General features: G+C 50.0%; 1 protein-coding gene. It reads right to left on the bottom strand.

All coding sequences use genetic code 11. From position 1 onward, the window contains the following. A partial coding sequence (locus tag RMT89_RS43900) for a hypothetical protein (RefSeq protein ID WP_315889345.1) occupies positions 1-260 on the bottom strand: 260 nt, incomplete at both ends.

The raw sequence follows: 260 nt of genomic DNA, 5'->3' as shown, positions 1-260 counted from the left end.
GTGTGCTCTTCCGATCTGGTGACAACGCTATCCCATGCCTCGCTACTTGCGCGCTTGATATTGAGCCATGCAGTAGAAATTAGGCCAAGGTTCTGCTCAATTTCCTTAGCTCGACCATTAACGGTATCAGCATAAATCCTAGCAGCTTCAGTGGCCGCCTCTTGCCAGCGCCCTTCATCCTGAAGCGCCTTGACTCGCTCATACTGAGTCTGAGTTAGAAAATTCTCAGCGTCATTTAGCTTAGTAAGCGCATCTAGCGG

Source organism: Streptomyces sp. P17 (genome assembly GCF_032436805.1).
Lineage (GTDB): Bacteria > Actinomycetota > Actinomycetes > Streptomycetales > Streptomycetaceae > Streptomyces.
The sequence above is the reverse complement of the archived record's forward strand: the minus strand, read 5'-3'. Positions and strand labels throughout refer to the sequence as shown.